General features: G+C 66.6%; 15 protein-coding genes. 11 read left to right on the forward strand and 4 right to left on the reverse strand.

Annotation, left to right across the window (positions count from 1 at the left end; translation table 11 throughout):
• Positions 1 to 85 precede the first annotated feature (85 nt).
• The 3 genes from ACQPZ2_RS22860 to ACQPZ2_RS22870 all read right to left on the reverse strand — a co-directional run bounded on the left by ACQPZ2_RS22860 (position 86) and on the right by ACQPZ2_RS22870 (position 5,101).
• A complete protein-coding gene (locus tag ACQPZ2_RS22860) occupies positions 86 to 2,395 on the reverse strand; it encodes a molybdopterin oxidoreductase family protein (RefSeq protein ID WP_433520313.1) in 2,310 nt (769 codons plus the stop codon).
• A gap of 317 nt (positions 2,396 to 2,712) precedes the next feature.
• Positions 2,713 to 4,671 carry a glycoside hydrolase family 15 protein gene (locus tag ACQPZ2_RS22865; RefSeq protein WP_433520314.1) on the reverse strand — a complete coding sequence of 653 codons (1,959 nt, stop codon included), beginning with the start codon at positions 4,669 to 4,671 and terminating at the stop codon, positions 2,713 to 2,715.
• A 163-nt stretch (positions 4,672 to 4,834) separates the two neighbouring features.
• The gene (locus ACQPZ2_RS22870) at positions 4,835 to 5,101 is read right to left on the reverse strand and encodes a hypothetical protein (RefSeq protein ID WP_063044010.1); all 267 of its coding nucleotides are present in this window, start codon (positions 5,099 to 5,101) and stop codon (positions 4,835 to 4,837) included.
• Between the two features lie 200 nt (positions 5,102 to 5,301).
• Here ACQPZ2_RS22870 and ACQPZ2_RS22875 point away from each other — a divergent pair, with 200 nt between their 5' ends.
• Together ACQPZ2_RS22875 and ACQPZ2_RS22880 are read left to right on the forward strand one after the other, a co-directional pair.
• Complete coding sequence (locus tag ACQPZ2_RS22875) at positions 5,302 to 6,036, forward strand: FadR/GntR family transcriptional regulator (protein WP_063044011.1); 735 nt, start codon at positions 5,302 to 5,304, stop codon at positions 6,034 to 6,036.
• Positions 6,020 to 6,751, forward strand: a complete 732-nt coding sequence (locus ACQPZ2_RS22880) for a cache domain-containing protein (RefSeq protein ID WP_433520315.1) — start codon at positions 6,020 to 6,022, stop codon at positions 6,749 to 6,751. The genes ACQPZ2_RS22875 and ACQPZ2_RS22880 overlap by 17 nt, the downstream gene beginning before the upstream one ends.
• 9 nt (positions 6,752 to 6,760) lie before the next feature.
• On the opposite strand, the gene ACQPZ2_RS22885 is transcribed toward ACQPZ2_RS22880, so the two are convergent.
• The gene (locus ACQPZ2_RS22885) at positions 6,761 to 7,717 is read right to left on the reverse strand and encodes a LysR family transcriptional regulator (RefSeq protein ID WP_433520316.1); all 957 of its coding nucleotides are present in this window, start codon (positions 7,715 to 7,717) and stop codon (positions 6,761 to 6,763) included.
• Positions 7,718 to 7,781: 64 nt separating this feature from the next.
• Here ACQPZ2_RS22885 and ACQPZ2_RS22890 point away from each other — a divergent pair, with 64 nt between their 5' ends.
• The 9 genes from ACQPZ2_RS22890 to ACQPZ2_RS22930 are packed head-to-tail and all read left to right on the forward strand — an operon-like array spanning position 7,782 to position 17,039.
• Positions 7,782 to 8,942, forward strand: a complete 1,161-nt coding sequence (locus tag ACQPZ2_RS22890; protein WP_433520317.1) for an XdhC family protein — start codon at positions 7,782 to 7,784, stop codon at positions 8,940 to 8,942.
• A gap of 57 nt (positions 8,943 to 8,999) precedes the next feature.
• Positions 9,000 to 9,890, forward strand: coding sequence for an FAD binding domain-containing protein (locus ACQPZ2_RS22895; protein ID WP_433520318.1), 891 nt, complete (start codon positions 9,000 to 9,002; stop codon positions 9,888 to 9,890).
• Between the two features lie 2 nt (positions 9,891 to 9,892).
• Positions 9,893 to 10,411 (forward strand): (2Fe-2S)-binding protein, encoded by a 519-nt coding sequence (locus tag ACQPZ2_RS22900; RefSeq protein ID WP_433520319.1) that lies wholly within the window; start codon positions 9,893 to 9,895, stop codon positions 10,409 to 10,411.
• Positions 10,408 to 12,798: an aerobic carbon-monoxide dehydrogenase large subunit gene (locus ACQPZ2_RS22905; RefSeq protein ID WP_433520320.1), complete on the forward strand. Its 2,391-nt coding sequence runs from the start codon at positions 10,408 to 10,410 to the stop codon at positions 12,796 to 12,798. The genes ACQPZ2_RS22900 and ACQPZ2_RS22905 overlap by 4 nt, the downstream gene beginning before the upstream one ends.
• Positions 12,799 to 12,823: 25 nt before the next feature.
• Positions 12,824 to 13,711 carry an XdhC family protein gene (locus ACQPZ2_RS22910; protein WP_433520321.1) on the forward strand — a complete coding sequence of 296 codons (888 nt, stop codon included), beginning with the start codon at positions 12,824 to 12,826 and terminating at the stop codon, positions 13,709 to 13,711.
• Positions 13,708 to 14,301: a nucleotidyltransferase family protein gene (locus ACQPZ2_RS22915; RefSeq protein WP_433520322.1), complete on the forward strand. Its 594-nt coding sequence runs from the start codon at positions 13,708 to 13,710 to the stop codon at positions 14,299 to 14,301. The genes ACQPZ2_RS22910 and ACQPZ2_RS22915 overlap by 4 nt, the downstream gene beginning before the upstream one ends.
• Positions 14,298 to 15,185 (forward strand): AAA family ATPase, encoded by an 888-nt coding sequence (locus ACQPZ2_RS22920; protein WP_433520323.1) that lies wholly within the window; start codon positions 14,298 to 14,300, stop codon positions 15,183 to 15,185. Before ACQPZ2_RS22915 ends, ACQPZ2_RS22920 begins: the two co-directional genes overlap by 4 nt.
• 13 nt (positions 15,186 to 15,198) lie before the next feature.
• Positions 15,199 to 15,843, forward strand: coding sequence for an SRPBCC family protein (locus tag ACQPZ2_RS22925; protein WP_433520324.1), 645 nt, complete (start codon positions 15,199 to 15,201; stop codon positions 15,841 to 15,843).
• On the forward strand, positions 15,840 to 17,039 hold the full coding sequence (locus tag ACQPZ2_RS22930; protein WP_433520325.1) for a vWA domain-containing protein: 1,200 nt from the start codon (positions 15,840 to 15,842) through the stop codon (positions 17,037 to 17,039). The genes ACQPZ2_RS22925 and ACQPZ2_RS22930 overlap by 4 nt, the downstream gene beginning before the upstream one ends.
• The last annotated feature ends 137 nt before the right edge of the window (positions 17,040 to 17,176 follow it).

Genomic DNA, 17,176 nt, shown 5'->3' on the forward strand with positions numbered 1-17,176 from the left:
GTGTCGATCCGCCGGGTCGGCGCGCCGATTCGAAACGCGATGCCCGGCAGTTTCGGTCCGGCCGCCCTTCGGCGTGAGTCCGGCATCAGCGCGGCTTCATCGATGACGATGCTGTCGAGCTCGCCATCGGGGCAGGCGAGCCGTGTGTGGGCGCGGGTGGTGAGCACCCGATAGGCGCATCCGTCGCGCCCGCCGGCATTGCCGTTTCGGCCGCAGGTGCGGCAGGTGCAGTCGGCTCGGGGACCGCCGGAGTCACGGTCACCCACGTGTTGTTGACTGCCGCGTTCCCGGAGAAGGTGTCGGTGAGCGACGGGTCGTGCAGCAGGTTGACGTTCGCGCCCGGGAGAGACGCCGCCACTTGCCAGCCGACGCCGGGTTCGCGGTGCCCCCAGCCGTGCGGGATGGCGATGGTGCCGCGGCGGATATCGTCGCTGACCTCGAGGGTGACCACGATCGAGCCGGTGCGGGAGGTGACCGCGACGGGTGTGCCGTCGGTGAGGGCACGTTCGGCGGCGTCGGCGGGATGTATGAGGGCGGTGCAGCGGTCGCGGCCCTTCACCATGGACGGGACATTGTGCAGCCAGGAATTATTGCTGCGCAGGTGGCGGCGGCCGATGAGTTTGAGGTCGTAGCCGTCGGCGGGCGCGGTCAGCGCATTGCCGCGGCGCGCCTCGTCGAGCAATTCCCGTGCGGCCGCGACGAAATCCTCGGGCGCGAGATGCACTTTGCGATCCTTCGTCGCGATCAACGTGCGCAATCGCGGCTGCAGCGGACCGAGATCGATCCCCCCGGCCGCGGCGCGCACCTTCGCGACAGACAATCCCTTGCGACCGCGCCGCAGCACCCCGTACGGACCTGCGGCCACCCCGAGGGTCGTCAGCCGCATCGGACTGAACTGCGCCAGAAGCGCATTGACCGCCCGTGTGGTGAACCGGCGTGCGGGCAGCGGCACCAGCTCGGTGATCAAGCGCGCCATGATCTGCCAATCCTCGAGTCCGTCGGCCGGAGGTTCGAAAACGCGGGCGTCGTAGCGCAGATTGTTCCGCACACTGAACACCGGGAACAGAATGTTCACATCCTCGCGCTCCAGCGGGGAGATCGGCGGCAGGATGATGTCCGCGTGCCGGGTCGTCTCGGTCACGTACATATCCACGGCGACATAGAAATCCAGCGAGTCCAGTGCGGCGTCGAGTCTGCCGCGCTGCGGTGTCGACAGGACTGGATTACCGGCGTAGGTGATCATCGCGCGGATCTGCCCGGCGCCCTCGGTGCGGATCTCATCGGCCAGCACCGCGACCGGCAGTTCGGAGCGGAACGATTTGTAGGTGCCGGAGCGGTCCGTCCATGCTCCATGGCCCACCGGCAGATATTTCCCGAATCGCGGCGCATCGATCGGCGGCGTCGCGAACATCTGCCCGCCGGGCCGATCCAGATTCCCGGTGACCGCGTTGATGGTGTTGACCAGCCAATGTGTCAGCGTGCCGGTCACCTGGTGGCATATCCCGATCCGGGCGTACAGCAGTGCCGAATCCGCCGCCGCATGCTCGCGCGCCAGCCGCCGGATCGTCTCGGCATCGACACCGGTCAGCGGCGCGGCGAGTTCCGGTGTCACCTCGGCGACCAGCGCGCGCAATTCGTCCCAGCCGGTGCACTGCGCGCGAATCCTGCTTTCGGCACACAGGTTTTCGCTGACCAGCACCTGCAGCATCGCCAGCAGCAGATATACATCACCGCCGGGTGCGATGGCCACATGCTCGTCGGCCAGCCGCGCGGTCTCGGTGCGCCGCGGATCGATCACAACGACCTTGCCGCGCGTGCGCACGTCCCGAATGCGCTGCTTCGCATTGGGCATGGTGGTCACCGAACCGTTCGATACCGCCGGATTGGCGCCCATGATCACGAGTCGATCGGTGCGGTCGATATCGGCCACTGGCATCAATACATTCGATCCGAACATCCGCCATGCCACGAACTCCTGCGGAAACTGGTCGATCGAGGACGCCGAAAAGAAGTTCCGCGTCATCAGCACCGTGCGCAACAGTGCGCCGTAGATCACCGACGAGCTGTGTGCGGCCGGATTTCCCAGGTACATGCCGATCGCGCTGGCCCCGTGTGCGTGGCGCACCTGCCGCAGCCGCCGACCGATCTCGCTGAATGCCTCGTCCCACCCGATCGGCTCGAACCGGTCACCGACTCGGCGCACCGGCGTGCGCAACCGATCCGGATCGTGGTGCAGCCCACCCATTGCCGTCGCCTTCGGGCAGATGTAGCCCTGTGAGAGCACATCATCCGGATTGCCCTCGATCCGGGTGACCTGATCATCCTCGACGGTCACCAGAATCCCGCAGTGCGCCTCACACAACGTGCATTGCCGAGCGACGGTGGTAGCACCCATCCCGTGTTCCTCCACACCATTGAGAGAGTTACCGTCTCATCGTAGCGGCGCCTGCCGTGCCGGGTACACAGTTCCGATCGAGACCGGTTTCGAACGTGCGCGCGGGATCGGTTGCCGTAGCGTTGATCACGGCCCGCTGGTCGGCGACGCCGAACGGGTATCGCTCGAAATCTTCGGAAGTCGTTCTGCGCGAGTAGATTTCGCGCCGAGGCCGGTCTGCGGGCCGAGGCTCCACGGACCAGCGGCGTTGCGACTGCTGACCTTTCGGGTGCGATCGTCGCGCGGACCCGGCGGATGCCCCGGCCCCAGGATCAGGGTCAGCGGTGCATGTATCCGAGTGTGAACGATGCATCGTCGAGTCGTGGGGCGATCGATTCCCCGCCGAGCGCCTGCCGCAATATCGCTTGTTCGTCCTGAATGACGTGCATTACGGCGTTGATCAGGGCGAGGTGGGTGAACGCCTGAGGGAAGTTGCCCCAGTGCCGACCGGTCCGAGGGTCGATCTCCTCGGCGTAGAGGCCCAGCGGGCTGGCGTAGGCGAGCAGTTTCTCGCACAGCTGTTTGGCTCGTGTCTTCTCGCCGATCTCCGACAGCGCCGAGACCAGCCAGAACGAGCAGATCGTGAAGGCGCCTTCTTCCCCCGAGCAGCCATCGTCGGTTTCACCGACGCGGTAGCGCAATACGAGGCCGTCTTCGGTCAGTTCGTCGGCGATGGCCAGCACGGTGTTGCGTACCCGGTCGTCGTCGGGGGGCAGGAAACGAACCAGCGGGATGAGCAGGGTCGAAGCATCCAGCGCCGTGCTGCCGTAGTACTGGGTGAACACCCGCCGGGAATCGAGGCCCTGAGCGCATATGTCGGCCCGGATTTCGTCTGCGGCCTGTTGCCACCGCTGCGCGCGTTCGAGATCCTGGTGGATGCGAGCCAGCCGGGCGCCGCGATCGGCGGCAACCCAGCACATCACCTTGCTCGAGGTGAAATGTTGGGGCTCCCCGCGTACTTCCCAGATGCCATGGTCGGGCTCGCGCCAGTAGGTGAGAGCGCTCTTGACCGCCCGGCTCAGCACCAACCAGGCTCGCGCATCGATTCGGTCCCGGTTGCGCGCGTAGAGATAGACCGCGTCCAGCGCGGCACCCCACACATCGTGCTGGCGTTGCCGGTATGCGCCGTTGCCGATACGCACGGGGCGGGCATTTTCGTAGCCACGCAGGTGGGTGAGAGTCTGCTCGGTGAGGTCGCTCTCGCCACCGATGCCGTAGACGATCTGCATGTCCCGGACATCTTCGGTCAAGCCGATGATGTAGGAGAAGAAGTCGTTGGCCTCCCAGCTGAAGCCCAGCGTGTACAGGCCCCACAGCGCGAAGGCGGAGTCGCGTATCCACGAGTAGCGATAGTCCCAATTGCGTTGTCCGCCTGGCGTTTCGGGCAATGACGTGGTGGCGGCGGCACTGATGGCGCCGGTGGGCGCGAAGGTCAGCCCCTTGAGGGTCAGCGCGCTGCGGGTGAGCTGGGCAGCCCACGGATGGTCCGGGAACCGCCCACCGGCCAGCCAGTGCCGCCAATGATGGATGGTCCGCAGCAGCCGTGCGTCGGCCTCGTCGACGGCGCGGGGCGCGTCACGACTACCCCAGGACAGCGCGCAAAAGCGTGTGTCGCCCGCCTTCAGCAGGGTGCGGGCCAGCGCATGCGTGCCTTCCAGACCCAAGCGCATATCGGTGCTCAGCGTCAGCTGCAGATCGATCCCGTCGGCACCGGCCTGTGCGGTGTAGTAACTGTCGAGGTACTCCCAATGCGCGCGATGCCTGCCGTAGTCGAAGGACGGCTGGCAGTCGAGCACGAACTGGATTTGCCCGGTCTCACAGTGCACCGTCCGCAGCAGAATGTGCTCGGCGTCGTAGTCGGTGGGGGTTCGGCAGTGGGCGCTACGGCCGGGTACCTGATGTCGCCAGGGCCCGACCAGCAGCACATCGCGGACCGTCGCCCACCCTTCGCCACTGCGCCAACTCGTCTCCATCACCATCGTGCCGGGAACGTAGCGGCGATCGGTGGGCACCATGTAGTCGGCGGGGGCGAACCGGAACGAACCGGCGGAACGATCGAGCATGGCCGCGAAGACACTGGGAGAGTCCATGCGGGGCAGACACATCCATTCGACTGCTCCGCTGGGGGCGATGAGTGCGGTGACCTCGCAGTCGGAGATGAAACCGTAGTCGTCGATACGTGGAAACGCCGTCGGCCGCGGCATGGGTTCGCTGTGGTCGTCCATGGGGCGCTCCATCGTCGTCTCGGCGCTGAACTCTGACCTGGCTATTCCCACGCAATTGCCTGGCGAACCACCTTCCTGCTGCACCGGACGGCGAGCGGATCGGGACATGAGTGAGGTGGCGTTTCCAAAAGCGGTTCAGGCTGAGTATGCGCCGCGACGATGGTGCTCGGCGAGGTTATGTCAATGCCCGCTGTCCGGCCCCCAGCGGCGGGATCAGTTTCGTCCAGAATTCGCGGCGGACCGCATCCCACAGCCTCGCCAGTTCCGGAAGCAGTTCTCGCGCTCGCGCGAGATCCGGGTAGCTACTGGGGCAGAAGGATGCCACTGGCGAAGCGTCGGATGCTTTGTGCACAGCGACGATCGCGATCACATGATGCTGAACCATGCGCCACGTCACACACAGTCCGTCGACTTCCGTATGGCAGGTCGGGCTCTCGGACATGGGAAATTCCTGTTTCGATCGTGACGTCGGCGCGTCGAAGTGTCCAGGCGGGGCGGTGCCATTAACCTAAGACATTAGATTTCATAGTTCAAGAGGTTTACATAAAACTTTATAGTTCATATTTCAATTGTTAAATGAGTAGAATCGTGTCAGGTCCCGTCACTCCAGGAGTCGCGTTGTCCCACCAGAAGAGGGCCGGATTGACCGCGCTCGGCGCCGTGCTCTCACCGCTCGAGGGCGGTGGTCCGAAAACCGAGGCCGTAGTGCAGCGGCTGTCTGCCGCGATCAGCCTCGGTGTGATGGCCGATGGCCAGCAATTGCCGAGTGAGACCGACCTCGCCAACCAGTTGGGTGTATCGACGATGACCCTGCGGGAGGCACTGGTTGTACTTCGGCAGCAGGGCATCGTGCACACCAAGCGCGGGCGCGGGGGTGGCAGCTTCATCAGCGCCTCGGCGGAGGTCTTCGAGACCACCTCGCTGGCGCGGCTGCAACAGATGAGCGTTCAGGAGCTGCGCGACCTGGGGGACGAGCACTTCGCCGTCACCGGGGCGGTTGCCGTGTTCGCCGCGCGCCGCAGCTTGCGGGCCGATATAGCCGGACTCCGCGCCCTGGCCGACCGGCTGAAGGACAGCTCCGACCTTGTCTCGGCCCGCCAGGCCGACAGCCGCTTTCACATCGAGATGGCGGTGTGCGCGCAGTCCACCCGGCTGACCCGTGCCGAGGTCGGTCTGCAGGCAGAGCTCTCCGCCTTGCTCTGGCTGCCGGGGCTGAAGCTGGACCCCGCGGTCGAGGCGACCGCCCATCGCGAGGTGGTGGACGCGATCGAACAAGAAGACGATGCCCGGGCCAGAGAACTGGCAGAATCGCATACGGAATCACGCATCCGCCGCCTTGTTGCTTTGCGCTTGGAGCTCAGTGAGGGACACCGATAACTTTCCGGCCCCCGCGACCATCGAGTCGCTCGCTGATTCCGTCACAAAACTGGCTGACGAGGTCTACCGATCGCTGGCAACCATCGGGACCGCGCTGACAACCCTGTGGGATGGGCTCACCGAGAAGTTGCGGTCCGCTCCCCGGGCAACTGATCTGGCACCGCTGCGCGAGACCATCCTCGGCGAACTCGCGTCGCGCGGAAAATTGTTCAACGGCGCAGGCGCAGTGCTGGCCGACAGCGTTCTGGCGGATCACCCCCGGCACCTCGAATGGTGGCTTCCCACCGCGAAACGCCTGGTCCTGGAATTGAATCCCGGTAGCGAATACTTCTACGACTACACCAAAATGGACTGGTTCACCGTTCCACGCGACCAGGGTCGGCGATGGGTACAGGGGCCACACCTCGATTACGCCTGCAGCGATGAATACGTCTGCACATTCTCGATACCGGTCACGATCACATCGGGAACATTCCTGGGAATCGCCGGTGCCGATGTGCCGGTTGCCGCGATCGAGGAGGTCTTGCTCCCGCGCTTCCAAACATTCGGTCAGCGGGTAGTGCTGGTCAACAATGAAGGCCGCGTCATCATGGGAACCGATCCCGAATTCACGACCGGATCCAAGACGACCCGGATGGACAGCTCCGCTGCGACAGTCCCGATCGAGGCGATGCCGTGGTCGTTGCGGCCGCTCGGATCCACGGCATCCCACTGACCCCCGCCGTCAACTCCACAGCGTCACATGCACTTTCGGGCGGAACCGGGTGACGCCGACACCGGACCCGCGGATCATCGCCTGGGTGCATCGCGGGGTGGTGATGAACCGCAGCAGCTCCGACACCGCGGGCTGGCGGGTGTCGGGTGGCAGGGTGGTCGCGCACCACTCATCGGATACCTGAAGGCCGGGTCCCTTGATGTGGCGCAACCGACCGGCCGCGAGGTCGGAGGAGACGGCGAAGCCGATCGTCAGGGTGACGCCCCCGGTGCAGCGGACCTCTTCGAGGGCGGCGGCGTCGCTCTGGAAGATCCGCTGGTGTGATTCGGGAATGGCCAATTCGCGCAGCATCGTCGCGATGTGCCCGCCGACATTGCCTGCGCTGGGGCCCAGCAACCACTGCTGTTCCCGCAGCAGCGCCGGATGCGGTGCGATGTCGGCCAATGGGCTGTCGGGGCGCACGACCGAAATGATCTGATACTTCAGAAACGGCCGGGCGGTGATGGTCGAGTCGGTGCCATCGCGCCCGGGCCCCAGCGCGATATCCACCGCACGGGTCTCGATCAGGCTGCGGAACCGGCTGGTGGGATGCACACTCAGCTCCACCGACAGATCCTTCGCCCGCGCCGCGAACAGGTCGATGAGGCCGGGGGCGGCATGTTCGGCGAACGCGCTCGATGCCGCGATACGCAGCAGCCGCCGACCGTGCGCCGCCTCGCTGACCTCGATGGCGGTCTGGCGCTGCAGTCCGAGAATCTCGATCGCCCGGCTGGCCAAACGCAGCCCGCCGGGGGTGAAGGCCAGACCCGATGCCACGCGGGTGAACAGCGGGTCGTCGAGTTCCTTGCGCAGCTGGGCGATGTGGGTGGAGACACCGGCATCGGACATCCCCAGCTCGCTGGCCGCCGCACGGACGGAGCCGAGCCGCACCACGGTCGAGTAGGCCCGAAGCTGGGCGGGCGTCACAATCCGAGTCTACTTTGGAGGTGTACGCAGCGCCGACGGCTGCATCGCGTCTGGAGGACGCATTATGCAGGACGTGCTCACGGATCTGATGACAACATGGAACGCCGGGGGCACGGCCGGGGTCGCGACGGTCGTGCGGACCTTCCGTTCGTCGCCGCGACCGCCTGGTGCGGCCATGGTCGTCGCCCCGGATGGAACGGTCGGCGGTTCGGTTTCCGGTGGCTGTGTCGAAGGCGCGGTCTACGAACTCGCCACCGACGTCATCCGGACCGGTTCTCCGGTGCTGCAGCGGTACGGCCTCTCCGACGAGGACGCATTCGCTGTCGGTCTCACCTGCGGCGGCATCATCGACATCTTCGTCGAAGCGATCTCGCGGCAGACGTTTCCGGAACTCGGCGAGGTCGCCGCGGACATCGCCGAGCACCGGCCGGTCGCGATCGCGACCGTCATCGAGCACCCCGACACCGCCCAGGTAGGGCGTCGGCTGCTGATCCGGCCGAGCGATGCGCACGGCACGCTGGGGTCGGCGCGCGCAGACGATGCGGTTATCGATGACGCGCGCGGGCTGCTCGCGGCGGGCCGCACCGAAGTGCTGTCCTATGGTCCGGACGGGCAGCGCCGCGGCGAGGGCATGGGTGTTTTCGTCGCCAGTTATGCCCGGAAACCGCGGATGCTGGTGTTCGGGGCGATCGATTTCGCCGCCGCCGTCGCCCAGCAGGGATCATTCCTCGGCTACCGGGTGACGGTATGCGACGCGCGACCGGTCTTCGCCACCTCCGGCCGGTTCCCGACCGCCGACGAGGTCGTCGTCGACTGGCCACACCGCTATCTGGCCGCGCAGATCGCGGCCGGCGCGGTCGACTCGCGAACCGTCGTCTGCGTACTGACCCACGATCCCAAGTTCGACGTTCCGCTGCTCGAGGTGGCACTGCGCGCGCCGCAGATCGGCTATGTCGGTGCCATGGGGTCGCGCCGAACGCACGACGAGCGGCTGGGCCGGTTGCGGCAGGCAGGCCTCACCGACGAACAACTCACCCGCCTCGCCAGCCCGATCGGACTGGATCTGGGCGGGCGGACACCGGAAGAGACGGCGGTATCCATCGCGGCCGAGATCATCGCGCGACGGTGGGGCGGACACGGCGGCGCACTGAGCGGAACCGGCGGCCGGATCCACCACACGACCAGCGCGAACAGCGAATTAAGTGATTCCTTAAATCGGTCTTGACGGCTGCATCAGCGGGGCCGAGGCTTGGCTCATTCCCACTGATGTGAGGTCGATCACATGCAAGTTCCTGGGCCATTCGAATACGAGCGCGCAACGGGCGTGGATCACGCCATCGGACTACTGGACCGGCTCGGCGCGGAGGCGCGCATCGTCGCGGGCGGGCACAGCCTGCTGCCGATGATGAAGCTGCGCCTGGCCAATCCGGAATATCTCATCGACATCAACGACCTGGCCGCCGAACTCGGTTACATCGTCACAGATCCGACCCTGGTGCGCATCGGCGCCATGGTCCGGCATCGACATGTACTGGAATCCGACGACCTCGCCACGGTGTGCCCGATCTTCCGTGACGCCGAGCGCGTGATCGCCGACCCGATCGTACGCAACCGCGGCACGATCGGCGGCTCGCTGTGCCAGGCCGATCCCGCCGAAGATCTGTGCACGGTCTGCACCGTCCTCGGCGCCACCTGCCTGGCGCGCGGACCGTCCGGCGACCGGGAAATCGCGATGGACGACTTCCTGGTCGGCCCGTATGAACCCGCCATGTCGCACAACGAACTGCTGATCGAGATCCGAATCCCGCTGCGACATCGGACATCGAGCGCCTACGCGAAGGTGGCGCGTCGCGTCGGCGACTGGGCGATCGCCGCGGCCGGCGCGACGGTGACCCTGCGCGGCGAGGCGATAGCGGCCGCACGGATCGGTCTGACCGCGGTCGACCCCGATCCGGCGGCGCTGGCCTCCTCGGTGGACGTGCTCATCGGTGAGCCGCCCACCGAGGAGGTCTTCGCCGAGGCGGGCCGCCGGGCGAGCGCGGCGTGCTCACCCGTCTCCGATGCGCGTGGCAGCGCGGACTACAAACGACATCTCGCGTCCGAACTGACGATTCGCGTGCTGCGCACCGCGGTCGAGCGCGTACTGAATCACCCTGCACCGGAAGGGAATTAGCCATGCAGGTAACCATGACCGTCAACGGCGAACCGGTGACCGCGCAGGTCGAGCCACGCACCCTGCTCGTGCATTTCCTGCGAGATCAGTTGCGGCTCACCGGAACCCACTGGGGCTGTGACACCAGCAACTGCGGCGCCTGTGTAGTGGAGGTCGACGGCGAACCGGTGAAGTCGTGCACGATGCTGGCCGTCATGGCCGGTGGTCGTGCGGTGCGCACGGTCGAGGGGCTCGAGGTGGACGGCCGACTCGATCCCGTGCAAGAAGGGTTTATGCAGTGCCACGGGTTGCAGTGCGGATTCTGCACGCCCGCCATGATGATCACCGCCCGCGCACTGCTCGACCGCAACCCGAAGCCCGACGAGCAGACCATCCGCGAGGCGATCTCGGGCCAGATCTGCCGCTGCACCGGATACACCACCATCGTGCGGTCGATCCAGTGGGCCGCGGCCGAACAACGCGGCGAAGCGGTCGAGCCCGAACCCGCCGCCCCGCCGACACCGGTAGGGAGCACGTCATGACCGCCGTCGAGTCCCGGCCCGAAGACCGTGTCGACAACGACCACAAGCCGTGCGGTCACGGCAGGATGCTGCGCAAGGAGGATCCACGGTTCATTCGCGGCCACGGCAATTACGTCGACGACGTCTCACTGCCCGGCATGCTGCATTTGGCGATCCTGCGTTCCCCGTTCGCGCACGCCCGGATCGTGAGCGTCGATGTCTCGGCGGCACAGGCACATCCGAAGGTCAGGGCGGTGGTCACGGGTGCGGATCTGGCGGCGAAGGGACTGGCCTGGATGCCGACGCTGTCCAACGATGTGCAGGCGGTGCTGGCGACCGACAAGGTCCGGTTCCAGGGCCAAGAGGTGGCCTTCGTCGTCGCCGAGGACCGCTACGCCGCCCGTGACGCGTTGGAGCTCATCAACGTCGAGTACGAGATGCTCGATGCGGTGATCGACGCCCGGACCGCGCTGGCGCCCGGGATGCCGGTGATCCGCGACGATCTCGAGGGCAAGCGCGACAACCACTGCTTCGACTGGGAGACCGGCGACGCCGCCGCGACCGAGGCGGTGTTCGCGCGCGCCGACGTCGTCGTAAAACAGGAGATCGTCTATCCGCGCGTGCATCCCGCCCCGATGGAAACCTGCGGCGCCGTCGCGGATCTCGATCCCGTGACGGGCAAGCTCACCCTGTGGTCGACCAGCCAGGCGCCGCATGCCCACCGCACGCTCTACGCGTTGGTGGCCGGGCTGCCCGAGCACAAGATCCGGGTGATCTCACCCGATATCGGCGGCGGGTTCGGCAACAAGGTGCCCATCTATCCGGGATACGTCTGCGCCATCGTCGGGTCGCTGTTGCTGGGCAAACCGGTGAAGTGGATGGAGGATCGCAGCGAGAACCTCACCAGCACCGGATTCGCTCGCGACTACATCATGGTCGGCGAGATCGCCGCCACCGCCGAGGGCAAGATCCTGGCCATCCGGTCGACCGTGCTCGCCGATCACGGCGCCTTCAACGGCACCGCCGCGCCGTTGAAGTATCCGGCCGGTTTCTTCGGCGTCTTCACCGGCAGCTACGACATCGAGGCCGCCTACTGCAAGATGACCGCGGTCTACACGAACAAGGCCCCCGGCGGCGTCGCCTACGCGTGCTCGTTCCGGATCACCGAGGCCGTCTACTTCGTCGAGCGGCTGGTCGATTGCCTCGCCCATGAACTGAAGATGGATCCGGCCGAGCTGCGGCTGCGCAATCTCCTTCGCCCCGAACAGTTTCCGTATACCACCAAGACCGGCTGGGTCTATGACTCCGGCGACTACGAGAAGACCATGCGCCTGGCGATGGAGATGATCGGCTACGACACCTTGCGAAAGGAGCAGCAGGACAAGCGTGCCCGCGGGGAGCTGATGGGCATCGGGATGTCCTTCTTCACCGAGGCCGTCGGCGCGGGTCCGCGCAAGGATATGGACATCCTCGGACTCGGGATGGCCGACGGGTGCGAGCTGCGCATCCACCCCACCGGCAAAGCCGTTGTGCGCATCGCGGTGCAGACCCAGGGGCAGGGCCACGAGACGACCTTCGCCCAGATCGTCGCCGAAGAACTCGGCATCCCGCCCGAGGATATCGACGTGGTGCACGGCGATACCGATCAGACTCCGTTCGGCCTGGGCACCTACGGCAGCCGGTCGACACCGGTCTCCGGCGCCGCCGCCGCACTGGTGGCGCGCAAGGTGCGCGACAAGGCGCGGATCATCGCATCCGGCATGCTCGAGGTCTCCATCGCCGACCTCGAGTGGGAGAAGGGCTCCTTCCACGTCAAGGGCGATCCGTCCGCGGCGGTCACGATCCAGCAGATCGCGATGCGAGCACACGGCGCCGGAGATCTGCCCGAAGGCATCGAGGGCGGACTCGACGCGCAGATCTGCTACAACCCGGAGAATCTCACCTACCCGTATGGTGCGTACTTCTGCGTCGTCGACATCGACCCGGGGACAGCCGTGGTGCAGGTGCGGCGCTTCCTCGCCGTCGACGACTGCGGCACCCGGATCAATCCGATGATCATCGAGGGGCAAGTGCACGGCGGCATCACCGACGGCATCGGCATGGCGCTGATGCAGATCATGGCCTTCGACGAGGACGGCAACTGCCTGAGCGGATCCCTGATGGATTACCTCATCCCGACCGCACTCGAAGTTCCGCATCTGGAGACCGGCTACACCGTCACCCCATCGCCGCATCACCCGATCGGCGCGAAAGGCATCGGCGAATCGGCCACGGTCGGATCGCCCGCAGCGGTGGTCAACGCCGTGGTGGATGCGTTGGCGCCGTTCGGAGTTCGCCACGCCGATATGCCGCTGACGCCGTCGCGGGTGTGGGAAGCGATGCAGGGGCGGGCCACACCGCCGATCTGAGTGGGTGCCGGCGATGGGATCACCGATGAAGATGAGCGAGCGCGCACAGCAGCTGGTCCGCACCCGGACTCCGTTCGTGCACGCGACCGTCGTGCGCGCGCAGCAACCGACCTCGGCGCACGCCGGGGACGAGGCGATCCTGTTGCAGGACGGGACGATCGAAGGGTTCGTCGGCGGCCAGTGCGCCCAGAACTCGGTCCGCAAGGCGGCACTGGGTGCCCTGCAGTCGCACGAGAGTGTGCTGCTGCGCGTACTGCCCGACGGCGATCTGCAGTTTCCCGAAGCGCCCGGCGCGGCGGTCGTGGTGAATCCGTGTCTGTCCGGCGGAGCGTTGGAGATATTCCTCGAGCCGCAGATCCCGGCGCCGTTGGTGCGCATCTGCGGCGCGACACCCATCGCCGACGCGCTGGCCGAGATGTGCGAACTGGTCGGATTCGGGGTGCAGCGCAGTGTCGCCGGAGCCGACTCGCCGGAGTCGCTGGCCGATACGACCGCGATGGTGATCGCCAGTCACGGTGGCCCCGAAGCCGAGCTGATCCGTGCCGCGCTCGATGCCGGTCTGGGCTATGTCGGGTTGGTGGCCAGCAGGATTCGGGGGGCATCGATTCTCGACGAACTCGAATTGACCGACGCCGAGCGAGCGCGCGTGCGCACCCCGGTGGGTTTGCCGATCGGCGCCAAGACCTCCGCGGAAATCGCCGTCTCGATTGTCGCGCAAGTGATCCAGGCGATCCGCAAAGACGGTTTGGCCGTGACACCCCGCACCGTGGATGTCGCGGTCGAAGCGCTCGATCCGGTGTGCGGCATGACCGTGACGGTCGGGCCGGACACACCGCATCTGACCATCGGCGATGTCGAGCACTGGTTCTGCAGCTCCGGCTGCCGCACCTCCTTCGCGAAGACGGGCTCATGACAATCGGGGTCGTCACCGGAGTCGTACTCGCCGCGGGAGCCTCACGGCGCCTCGGCACTGCGAAACAGCTACTGCCGTACCGGAATACGACGGTTCTCGGCGCCACCCTCGACATGGTGCGTTCCTGTGCTTTCGACCAGATCATCGTCACCCTCGGCGGCGCGGCCGCGGCGATCCGGCAGCAGATCGATCTCGCCGGGCTGCAGGTGGTCATGGCCGAGGACTTCGGTTCGGGCTGTTCGTCGTCGTTGCGTTCGGCCCTGCGCGTGGTACACCCCGATGCTGCCGGAATGGTGCTGATGCTCGGGGATCAACCGGGTCTGTCGGCGGCGACCGTCGAGCGACTGGTCGCCGAGGCAACGTCCACGGCGATCACGGTCTGTCGCTACCGCGACGGTGTCGGGCATCCATTCTGGCTGAGTCGCCGCGTATTCGGCGAGTTGGCCCGATTGCACGGCGACAAAGGCGTGTGGAAGATCATCGAGTCGGGGCGCGTCCCGGTGTCTCGACTCGACGTCGACGCGCCGATGCCCTTGGATGTGGACACCTGGGACGACTACGAGCGCCTCCGCGCCGCCACATCGCCATGATGTCGCCGTTCGACGATATCGAGGACGTGGTCCGACGATTCGACGCCGACGACTACCTGCTCGACACCGGGACCGCCGCCGCCTTCTATCTGGCCACCACGTTGGGTCGGCCGCTGCTGCTGGAAGGCGAACCGGGAGTGGGCAAGACGACGGCGGCCAAAACCCTGGCCACCGTGCTCGGTGCACCGCTGATCCGCCTGCAGTGCTACGAGGGACTCACCGTGAGCGAAGCACTGTACGACTGGAACTACCAGCGTCAGCTGCTCAGCATCCGGCTCGCCGAGGCGCGCGGCGCCGACCTCACCGAAGCCGACCTGTTCACCGAGGCATTCCTGGTCGACCGCCCGATCCTGCGCTGTGCCCGATACCGCGGTCCGACGCCCCCGGTGCTGCTGATCGACGAAATCGACCGTGCCGATGACGAATTCGAAGCGCTACTGCTCGAATTCCTCGGTGAGGCCACGGTGACCGTACCCGAACTCGGGACCTTCGTCGCCGAACACCCGCCGCTGGCGGTGCTGACCTCCAACCGCAGTCGCGACCTGCACGACGCGCTGCGGCGGCGCTGCCTCTACCACTGGATCGACTACCCGGAGCCGAGTCGCGCGGTGGCGATCGTGCGACGCACCGTGCCCGGGGCAATCGACGCGCTGATCGAACACGCCACCCGATTCGTGGGCCGCGCCCGCGAACTCGACCTCGACAAGCCGCCCGGCGTCGCCGAAACCATCGACTGGATCGCCGCGCTGGCAACACTCGACGTCGCCGATCTCACCGCACCGGAGGCGGTCGCCGCGCTCAGCGCACTGGCGAAGACACCCGACGACCGCACCACCGTCCACACGGCATTCGTCGAATACACCCGAAGCCTGGCCACCGGATGAGAGGGACACTGCGATGAAGATCGCCAACGAATTCACCGTCAACGCATCCGTCGAGCAGGCATGGCAGGTGCTGACCGACCTCGAACAAGTGGTCCCGCTCATGCCCGGCGCACAAATGGTCGGCTGGCAGGGCGAGGAGTTCCTCGGCAAACTGAAGGTCAAAGTCGGCCCGGTGACCAGCGAATTCACCGGGAAAGCGAACTTCGTCGAGCGCGACGAACACGACCATCGCGCCGTCATCAACGGCAGCGGCCGGGATTCACGCGGATCCGGAAACGCGGCGGCGACCATCACCACGCAACTGCGCGAAGACGGCGACAAGACCCGCGTCACCGTGGACACCGACCTCAAGATCGTCGGCAAGCTCGCCCAACTCGGCAGCGGGGTGCTGCAGCAGGTGTCCGAGAAACTCCTCGGTCAATTCGTGTCATCCCTCGAAGCGAAACTCGCGGCGAGTAATTCGGCCGCCGCGGTAGCTGGGCCGGACAGCGCAGAGATGCGGCCGCAGCCGGTCACACAACCCGAACCGGCACCCCTGGACCTCGTCGATCTCGTCGGGCCCACGATGCTCGAGAAATATGCGCCCGCGATCGTGCTCGGGCTGGCGGCCGTGCTCGCAATCATCCTGGTACGCAGACGGATACGCGGGAAGCGATGACACGAGCGGTCATGCTGCGCGGGGTCGATCTGGCCGCATTCGCCGTCGCGGTGGTCGCCCGGCTGCGGAGTGGTGGCGTCGCGGTCGCACCGAGCGGGCCCGCGCTGTTCGTACAGGCCTTGCGCCGCATGCCGCCGTGGTCGCGCACCGAGCTCTACTGGGCCGCGCGACTCACACTCGTCGATCGCATGCAGGATCTCGCCGCCTTCGACGCGGTCTTCGCCACGGTGTTCGCCGACGCGGTGCTGGGTGTGGACCCGCCGAGCCGAACACACGGATTGCCGACCGAACACGTGTCGGCGCCGGGTACGAGCGGTCGGGGGCAGAGTCGGCAAGGCGGTGCGGTCCCTTGGGCGACGCTGCAATCAGCGACCGGCGCCGACCGATCGACCGACACGGGTGTGACGCTGCCGGACGTACTGCCGAGCAGATTCGCGGCACGAGCACAGGAACCGTTCGACCACTTCGACCCGGACGATCTGCGCACGGTCGGTGCCTGGCTCGAGCAGGCGTCGGCGCACTGGCCGCGGCGCCGCAGCAGGCGGTATGAAAACCATCCACACGGCAAGCGGATCGACTTCCGGGCGACGATGCACAACTCCCGCCGCACCGGCTGGGAGTCGGCGGTCCTGGTCCGCGCCCGTCCCCGTGGCCGCCCACGCCGAATCGTCATGATCTGTGACGTCAGCCGCTCCATGCGACCGTATTCGACGATCTACCTACACCTGATGCGAGCCGCGATGCAGCGCCGCACACCCGATCGACCCGAGGTGTTCGCCTTCTCCACCTCGCTGACCAGGCTGACCTCGGTGCTGGCGCACCGTTCCCCGGAGGTCGCGGTGGCCAGGGCCAACCACAAGGTGGTCGACCGCTACGGCGGCACGCATATCGGACAGTGCCTCGGCACGCTGCTCGCGAATCCGTCCGGCAACGCGGTGCGCGGCGCCGTCGTCGTCATCGCATCGGACGGCTGGGACAGCGACACCCCCGATGTCCTCGCCCGAGCGATGGCCCGGATCCGACGCCGGGCTCGGCGCGTGATCTGGCTCAATCCCCGGGCGGGCGACTCCCGATTCCAGCCGACCACCGGTGCGATGGCAGCGGCCCTGCCCTATTGCGACATCATGATGCCCGCGCACACACTGGCGGGCATGCACGAGTTCCTGCAAGCCCTGGCATCGGCGAATGTCACCTGATGACGACACCGAACCTGTCATTGCTGACAAGATGTAAGTAACAGCGATAGTCTTCCTTCGCGCCGCCGGATCCCGGCTTCAGCCCGGTGCGTGGTGGGCGACCGGCCCAGTCGAGACCTCGGAAGTTGTTATGCACG

The organism is Nocardia pseudovaccinii, assembly GCF_050942345.1.
GTDB lineage: Bacteria > Actinomycetota > Actinomycetes > Mycobacteriales > Mycobacteriaceae > Nocardia > Nocardia pseudovaccinii.